11 protein-coding genes are annotated in these 7,466 nt (G+C 64.7%); 2 read left to right on the plus strand and 9 right to left on the minus strand.

Annotated elements, in window-relative coordinates; genetic code table 11:
* The 5 genes from GSQ79_RS16050 to GSQ79_RS16070 form a co-directional block, all read right to left on the minus strand.
* Positions 1-603, minus strand: a 603-nt coding sequence (locus GSQ79_RS16050) for a metal ABC transporter permease (RefSeq protein ID WP_158809697.1), incomplete at its 3' end; no start/stop codon positions are given.
* Between the two features lie 68 nt (positions 604-671).
* Positions 672-1,307 carry a cation transporter gene (locus tag GSQ79_RS16055; RefSeq protein ID WP_158809698.1) on the minus strand — a complete coding sequence of 212 codons (636 nt, stop codon included), beginning with the start codon at positions 1,305-1,307 and terminating at the stop codon, positions 672-674.
* 68 nt (positions 1,308-1,375) lie between these two features.
* Complete coding sequence (locus tag GSQ79_RS16060) at positions 1,376-1,870, minus strand: hypothetical protein (RefSeq protein WP_158809699.1); 495 nt, start codon at positions 1,868-1,870, stop codon at positions 1,376-1,378.
* 59 nt (positions 1,871-1,929) lie between these two features.
* On the minus strand, positions 1,930-2,550 hold the full coding sequence (locus GSQ79_RS16065; RefSeq protein WP_246725379.1) for an NrsF family protein: 621 nt from the start codon (positions 2,548-2,550) through the stop codon (positions 1,930-1,932).
* A 23-nt stretch (positions 2,551-2,573) separates the two neighbouring features.
* Positions 2,574-3,158 carry a sigma-70 family RNA polymerase sigma factor gene (locus GSQ79_RS16070; protein ID WP_158809701.1) on the minus strand — a complete coding sequence of 195 codons (585 nt, stop codon included), beginning with the start codon at positions 3,156-3,158 and terminating at the stop codon, positions 2,574-2,576.
* Between the two features lie 168 nt (positions 3,159-3,326).
* On the opposite strand from GSQ79_RS16070, the gene GSQ79_RS16075 reads away from it, so the two are divergent.
* Positions 3,327-4,100, plus strand: coding sequence for an alpha/beta fold hydrolase (locus GSQ79_RS16075; RefSeq protein ID WP_158809702.1), 774 nt, complete (start codon positions 3,327-3,329; stop codon positions 4,098-4,100).
* 91 nt (positions 4,101-4,191) lie between these two features.
* On the opposite strand, the gene GSQ79_RS16080 is transcribed toward GSQ79_RS16075, so the two are convergent.
* The 3 genes from GSQ79_RS16080 to GSQ79_RS16090 are packed head-to-tail and all read right to left on the minus strand — an operon-like array spanning position 4,192 to position 5,245.
* A complete protein-coding gene (locus tag GSQ79_RS16080; RefSeq protein ID WP_158809703.1) occupies positions 4,192-4,581 on the minus strand; it encodes a type II toxin-antitoxin system VapC family toxin in 390 nt (129 codons plus the stop codon).
* Positions 4,578-4,832: a prevent-host-death protein gene (locus GSQ79_RS16085; protein WP_174243230.1), complete on the minus strand. Its 255-nt coding sequence runs from the start codon at positions 4,830-4,832 to the stop codon at positions 4,578-4,580. Before GSQ79_RS16085 ends, GSQ79_RS16080 begins: the two co-directional genes overlap by 4 nt.
* 29 nt (positions 4,833-4,861) lie before the next feature.
* A complete protein-coding gene (locus tag GSQ79_RS16090; RefSeq protein WP_158809705.1) occupies positions 4,862-5,245 on the minus strand; it encodes an ArsC family reductase in 384 nt (127 codons plus the stop codon).
* 325 nt (positions 5,246-5,570) lie between these two features.
* On the opposite strand from GSQ79_RS16090, the gene GSQ79_RS16095 reads away from it, so the two are divergent.
* Complete coding sequence (locus GSQ79_RS16095; RefSeq protein ID WP_246725380.1) at positions 5,571-6,566, plus strand: hypothetical protein; 996 nt, start codon at positions 5,571-5,573, stop codon at positions 6,564-6,566.
* A gap of 179 nt (positions 6,567-6,745) precedes the next feature.
* Here GSQ79_RS16095 and GSQ79_RS16100 read toward each other — a convergent pair.
* Positions 6,746-7,466: NmrA family NAD(P)-binding protein (locus tag GSQ79_RS16100; protein WP_158809706.1), on the minus strand; the 721-nt coding region annotated here is incomplete at its 5' end.

The following is a 7,466-nucleotide window of genomic DNA, read 5'->3' on the forward strand; positions in this document are numbered from 1 at the left end:
GACGGCGGAGACGACGAACACGTGGGCGCCGGGCTTGAGCGCCGACATGTCGGCGGGCTGGAAGGCGACGATCGGCGCGCTCGGCGGCACGGTGATGTCGAGGCTCCCGCCGCCGGCATAGGTCACCGTGAGCTTCTTAGCGCCGCCGGCTGCGGTGCCGCTCTTCACGGTGCCGTTGGTCATCGCGCTCTTGGTCACCGGCTTGGATGTCGTCTTGATCGTGCCGTTGGTCATCGAGCTCTTGACCGCCTTGCCGTCGGCCGTCGTGTCGGTGATCGTATCCCAATCATAATGGCCTTCGCCGGTCCCGCGCATCGCTTCGGGAAACAGGACGACTTCCAGAGCGACGGGCGGCTCGCCCTTGGTCGCAGTGCCGATGAACACGCCGTCCTTGACGTCGTCGAGGCTGGCCTTGACCAGGAAGGTGAACTTCGTCTCGGGGGCAAGGGTGATGGCCGTGGAAGCGCCGTCGGCGGTCTTGACCGTCAGCATGCCGTTGCCGGCGCTTTCGATCGTGCCGCGCACGCGTTGGATGGTCGGCGCGGCGGAGGCGGCTACGGTAAGGGCGAGAATGCTGGCGGCGGCGAAAGTCAGGCGGATCATCGAAAGCTCCTTGTGCAGTGAGCCTTCATTATGGGGCGCCATCAGCTTAACGGTAGTGCTCTGCGCAATTAAGTCGCTCCCGATCGGTCACTTTTGAGTTCCGAGGCAGATGGCGCGCTCTGCTCTGCCCGGGCGGCGCTGTAGACCTCCCAGGCCGCACCGGCATTGAGCAGGCCGATCGCCGCGCCCACGGTAAGATCGGGCCACGCCGAGCGGGTCGCCGCGGTCACCAACCCCGCAACGATGATGGCCGCGTTGGCCACCGTATCGTTCCGCGCCGAAAGAAACGCCGCCTTCATCAGGCTGCCGCCCGCATGGCGGTGACGCGCCAGCATCCAGGCGCAAGTGCCGTTGACGACGAGCGCCCCGAAACCGGTGAGCGCCAGGGCGACGGGCGATGGTGGCGTTTGAACGCCAAACTGGTGCCTCGCCATCGCCAGCGTGGCGAGGCTTGGCACGAGAATTATGCCGGCGAGCCCCATGCCAAGCCGGGCGCGAGCGCGCGCCGACCACAGAACGGCGACGAGAATGAGCAGGTTGATCGAAGCATCTTCGAGGAAATCGACGCTGTCGGCAACGAGGGAGACCGATCCTATCACCAGCGCGACACCCACTTCCCCGGCAAACGCGGCGAGGTTGAGCGCCACGACGCCGCGCAAAGAGGACCTGAGTACCCGGGAAGAAAGAATCTTATGCTCCGCCATCCGGGGCTTCATCAGTGGTTTTGGCGATCAATGCACGGCAGCACGGCGACCGCCAGACGACCGGAGACTCAGTTGCACGGACCCGCGTGCAGGTCCGAGGAGGCATGGAACAAGCTGTCGTGGTTCTGATTGGCGCGGTCGCGGTAGCCCGGCTCGAAATCGAGGCAGAGCGTCATCGGGCCGGAGAGATCGCGGCTGCCGTCGAACTGATAGCGCCTGACATGCTGCCCATAGCCTTTCAGCATTCCAACGAGCGCGAACCAATCCGGCACGCGATCGACGCGGACGGGCACGCGCAAAGCGGTCGGCCCTTCGCGAAAGGCTACGGCAACCAGTTGCCGCCCTTCGCACAACTGGGCGTTCGGCATCAGAATCGGAAGTATCTTGAGACGCTTCATCCCTTCAATTCCGTCAATGTCGCCAACGCCAAGCCAAGACGCTGTCGGTGATTCTTCGTCGATATGGATCCATAAAACAATATCGTAAAGATGCGTTACTTCAATAAAGTCTTCCGCAACTGATGAGTGTGACCAGATCTGCAGCCCTTTGCGATGAATACGCATTCAATAATTTTGTTCGATTTTTATGCGAGCGCCACGCTCCTCGGGGGCGCATCGGCGCCCTACCAAGCCAGCGCGCGGCGCCCGATCGCGCCGCCCAGGGCGGCGACGATCAGAATGCCGACGCTGTCCCAGACCGCGACGAACAGACCGCCGTCGTTCTTGCACGCCAGCGCATAGGCGGCGGCCCCCAGCGCGCCCGAGAGCAGCCCGGCCGCGATGCCGGCGGCGGTGGGGCGGGTCGAAGCCCCCTTCCGCACGGCGGCGATGATCAGCGCCAAGGCCGGAAGCGACACGGCGACGATGGCGATGAGACAGATCGGAACGGAAACGCCCGAGCGCCCGAGGACCGGAAGTCCCGACGCGTCCGTCACGCCCCCGAGCGCGAGCAGGACCACGCCGGGCAAAAGCGCCAGAACCGGGAGACGGCCGCCATCCGGTCGTGCCGCGTTCCGCACGAGGAAAAAGCCGCCAGCCGCGATAAGCAGCGCGCTGGCGACCTTGTGCTGAAAGGGCCCGCCCCGCATCGTCGCCAGCAAAGCGTCGCTGACACCGAACAGGAGAAAGACCAGGACGATGGCCAGCGCCAACGCCACGGCCACGGCCAGGAGCAAAGCCCGGTCGAGCGGCATGCCCGCGCGCGCGTGACCTGTCCCGGCCTCGCCCGATAAGTTCTTTATCAAACTGTTTGTGTCGCCGAACGATCTCATCTCTTGCCTCTGCTGTTGGAAGATTCGTCGCGGCTCGCTGCCGCGGTCAGGCGTTGCAGCGCACGATGCAGCGTCACGCGCACCGCTCCCTCGCTGGTCTTGAGCTTTTGCGCGGTGGCGCGAACGGTGGTGCCGTCGATCGCGAGCGCCTGGACGACGTCGCGCTGGCCTGACGGCAAGGCATTCAGATGGCGGCCGATCTCGCCGATGGCGCGGTCGAAATCATCCGTCGGCGTGTCGAACAGCGTCGCCCAATGCTCCGGCGTGATGTCGCGGCGATAGCGCGCCTCGCGCCGCAGTCGCCGTGCGGCATCCGCCAGTTTGTAACGCGCGATCGCGTAGAGCCATGGCAGGAACGGCCGGTCCGCATCCCAGGTGTGACGCTTGGTGTGAAGGGCGATGAGCACCTCCTGAACCAGGTCTTCCGTGTCGTCGCCGCCCCACCCGAGACGGGCGAAGCGTCCGCGGATGAGCCGCCGCAGCATCTCCGCGATATCGCCGAGCAGCCGCTCGTAGGCTGCAACGTCCCCGCGGCGCTCGGCGCGCATCGCGTCCGCCCAAAGATCTTCGCGGCTGTCCATATGGCCTCATTCGTCTGTGCAGGCCCGATGTTACAGCGCCTGTCGTTTATTTCTTGCGCGGCTTCCGTGATCACGAGGTCGTGAGGATGTTGCGAACCGTGTTGCCGGATCGAACTGGATCTTCGAAGCGACACGCTTTGGCAAATGGTTGAAACCGGAGTTTATCCTATGAAGACGTTCCGTATCGGCGCGCTGATCGCCGCCAGCATGATCTCGACATCGTTGTTCGCAGCGGCAGCGACCGCGCAGGCGAAACCTGTAGTCGCGCACAACGTGGTGCTGATCCACGGCGCCTGGGCCGATGGATCCAGCTGGGCTGCGGTCATCGCGCGGCTTCAGGCGGCAGGCCTTCACGTCACCGCCGTGCAGAACCCGCTGAACTCGCTTGCCGACTCCGTCGCCGCGACGAAGCAGGCTCTGGCGCTGCAGGATGGCCCGACCGTGCTGGTGGCGCATTCCTGGGGCGGCACCGTGCTCAGCGAGACCGGCGTCGACCCGAAGGTCACCGCGCTCGTCTATGTCGCGGCGCGAGCGCCGGATGCGGGCGAAGATTTCGTCGCGCTGTCGGCCAAATTCCCAACCATGCCAGTGCGCGCCGGCGTGCAGAACCACGATGGCATCACCACGCTGTCGGAAGACGCCTTCCTGAAATATTTCGCCAATGGTGTCGAGCCGGCGCAAGCCAAGGTGCTCTACGCCGAACAGGGACCGACCGCGGCCTCGCTCTTCGCCGGTAAGACCACGGCAGCCGCCTGGCACAGCAAGCCGAGCTTTTACGCCGTGTCAAAGGAAGACATGACGATCTCGCCCGACCTCGAGCGCTTTCTCGCCAAGCGCATGAACGCGACGACGGTTGAACTCGACGCCGGCCATCTGTCGCTGGTGTCCAAGTCGAAAGAGGTCGCGGACCTCATCTTGGCGGCCGCGGGCCAGGGCAAGTAACGACTGCTGCAACGGCCGCGGGGCTTCGGCCCCGCGGACTTTGTCCCGATCTTCACGGAAGCGAAAAGCGTCTCATTCTCGGCATCTTCAATCAGGTACCCCCGCACCGCATCGTCTCGACCGGGTATAACGCCATGTGCAGGTCGTCGGACAGCAAGACCGCGGCTTCGCCGATGGCCTGTGCTATGAGCAGATGATCGAACGGATCGCGGTGATGCATCGGCAATGTCGCGAGCATGGCAAGATGGGCCGGCGCAATGGCCAAACGCTCGAAAGCGTCGTGCCGGATGGCGCGCTCGACGGCAGCAATATCGGCTTCGAGTTTGCCGATCCGCACTTTTACCACGATCTCCCAGAGCGAAACGACGCTGACCAAAATGTCGTTCGAGGCATCGGCGATATCGTTGCGCGCTGTTCGTCCCAGCCGCGTATCGTCACTCAGCCACCAAAGCAGCGCATGCGTATCAAGCAGGAGTTTCACCGCTCCATTGCGTCCAGCATGGCGTCGGGGAACGTGTCGAAATCCTCGGCGATGCGAATTTGCCCGCGCAATGCGCCGGGCTGGCGTCGGGCTGGCGTCGACGGCGCCGGCGCGCGGATTTCGGCAATGATCGTATCCTGCGATGTCACGAGGATCGACGCCCCCTGGCTGGCCTCGCGGAGATAGCGCGTCAGGTTTCCGCGCAATTCGCGGACGCCGACACGAATTGAGCCCGAAGGTGTTTTGGCCACGACAACCCCGCTGTGTCCACCGATTGTCTTCACATGACGTGGGTGCCGTCAATGGCGGCAGCGCTTAACCCCAGCCGGGCCGCATAAAGCTCCGGCTTGAAGCCGATGATCGGCGCGCCACCGGCGTCCAACACCGGACGCTTGATGAGCGAGGGATGCGCCAGCATCAGAGCGATCGCCTTGGCGGCGTCAAGCCCCTGTTTGTCGGCGTCCGGAAGCTTGCGGAACGTCGTGCCGGCGCGATTGAGAAGTGTCTCCCAACCGACCTGTCCCGCCCATTTTTCCAGCCGCACGCGGTCAATGCCCTGCGTCTTGTAGTCGTGGAAGGCGTAAGCAAGCCCCTGCCCATCCAGCCAGGCGCGCGCCTTCTTCATCGTGTCGCAAGCCTTGATGCCGTAGATCGTGATCGTCACAAGCGATGGTCCTTGTTCGCGGTGAAGAGGCCGGCGCGATGTCGTAATCCTCTGCCGTCCGGCCCTTAGAGCGCCGGCCGCTCAAGTGGACTCACTTAAGCGATGAGCCGTCGCTCTTTTTCAAAGGGTTAGCGCATCGGAGGCAAAGGGTGGAGCTCTTTGAGACCGCGGCGATGGTCGATCGCTTGAGCATGACGTTGGCGATGCGATGGCGCGGTGCCGGCAATCCCGTCCTCTGTCTAAAGACCAAGAACTTCGGGCATATGCACGATTGCCTTCTCAGCACAGGAACAGTGCGCCGTCGACAAGCATCGCGGTGGCTCCCATGGTCAGGAAAACGTTGAGGGTTCTGGCGTTGGTCGTGGCGCTCGCACCATCCCCGGCGCTCGCCGCCCCAGTCGTCCAAAGTCCCGCGTCAAAGGTAGAAGCGGCGATCACCGCCATCAAGCTTTTGGACCGGCCCGGCAAGGATAACTTGGCCGCGGCATGGGACGGCAACAAATACGTCCAGTGCCGCCGCATGAGCGACCGCGCCTTGCGCTGCGAGGCCGCCGGCAGCCTGATGCAGGTCTCCATGGCCCACGTGCTGACGCCGAGCCGTATCGGTCAGTTGGCGGCGATGGGCTGGATGCTCGATCCCAGCTTCGGCAATTACGTCCAAACCTTCCGCGCCGAGATCTCCGCCAAGGACGTGGCGGACAGAATCCTCGCCGCGCTATCCGAGGCCTATGGCGCCGACCTCGGGAATCTGGAGGTCGAAACCACGTCGATCCCAAGCCAGGCCTGCCCGCCCCGCAACGGACCGTCGCAGAATCTGGCTGGCCTCATCAGTGACGCGTCCGCGATGCGACGCACGGCGGTCTACGCCTGCGCGTACCGACCCGCGAGCGACGAGCCGGCGCACAAGCTGAGCCCCGGCAGCACGATTGCCGATCTCATCGCTGTCTACGGTTCTCAGGTGACGGCCGAGATCTTGCGCCTCCGGGTAAATATGAACCGGGAGCATATCTTCACCGTTTTCGACGTGGGGCTCGGCTACATCCAGTGCATGCCCCAGTCCGATCCCAAGGCTTTCTATTGCGAAGCCCAGTCGGCGGATAGTTGGCCGGCGCTTGCGGCGGTGCTGACGCCCGACCGGATCGCCCGCCTGCATACCGCCGACTTCGCCGATCCCGGTCGCGCACCGAACTATTCGAAGACCTATCCGGCGGATCAGGTCGAGGATGCTGCCCTGGCCGGAGAGCTGCTCACCCTCTTGCACGACGTCTACGGCTACTACGGCGCCAGCAAATTGAGCGTGGGGACAGAGGAAGGCAATTGAAGGCCCGCGAGACCCGACCTTCGACGCCAGGCCTCTGCCGCTCGGCCTTATGAGATCCAACTGGCGACCGGCCGCGTCACGGCGATCCCATGACGATCGATTCACCGCCCCGGAATCTCGCCGCCGTGTCGTGGCTGCCTAACGGCGATCTGTAGACCTCGGCCGCGTCGGGAGACGTGTCAGCCCGCGAAAGCCTTCGCCGCCTCCTCCGCAAACGCGAGGTAGGAGCGCGGCGCATGACCGAGCAGCGTCGCCAGCCGCGCCACCGCCCCCTCGGAGGCGACGGCGCCGTCGGTTTGATAGCGGCGCATCATCTGGCGCATGTCGTAGGCGACCCAGGCTGGCGCCGCCGCTTTCAGGCGGGTTTCAAGCGCATCGAGATCGTCGCCGCCGTAGCGCACGGTGCGGCCGAGCACCGCGCTCCATAGCGTCGCCAGTGAGCTTCCGGTGTGCACGTCGGGACCGACCAGTTCGTAGATTTCGCGCGGCAAGGGCGCCGCGGCCTGGTCGCGGCGCAGCAGTTCGGCGACGGCCGCCTCGGCGATGTCGCGCACATCGACCATCGAAATGCCGCGGCCGCCGACCGGCATGCCATAAACCCCTGCCCCGACCAGCGCATCCTTCAGGCGCATGTCGTTCTGGATGAAATAGGCCGGGCGCAAAACCGTCGCCGGCAGATCGTCCTGCTCGATCATGCGCTCCACCGTCTGCTTGCTCGCGAAATGCGGGACGTCGCTGAACTCGCCGCTCTTGAGCACGGACAGATAGACGATGCCCTTCACGCCGGCCTCACGCGCCAAATTGAGCGTGACGAGCGCTTGCGTCAGTTCGTCCGCGGCATTGGCCGCGAGGAGAAACAGCGTGTCGACACCGACCAGCGCCGCGCGCATTGCGTCCGGA

The organism is Beijerinckia sp. L45 (genome assembly GCF_009765775.1).
Lineage (GTDB): Bacteria > Pseudomonadota > Alphaproteobacteria > Rhizobiales > Beijerinckiaceae > RH-AL1.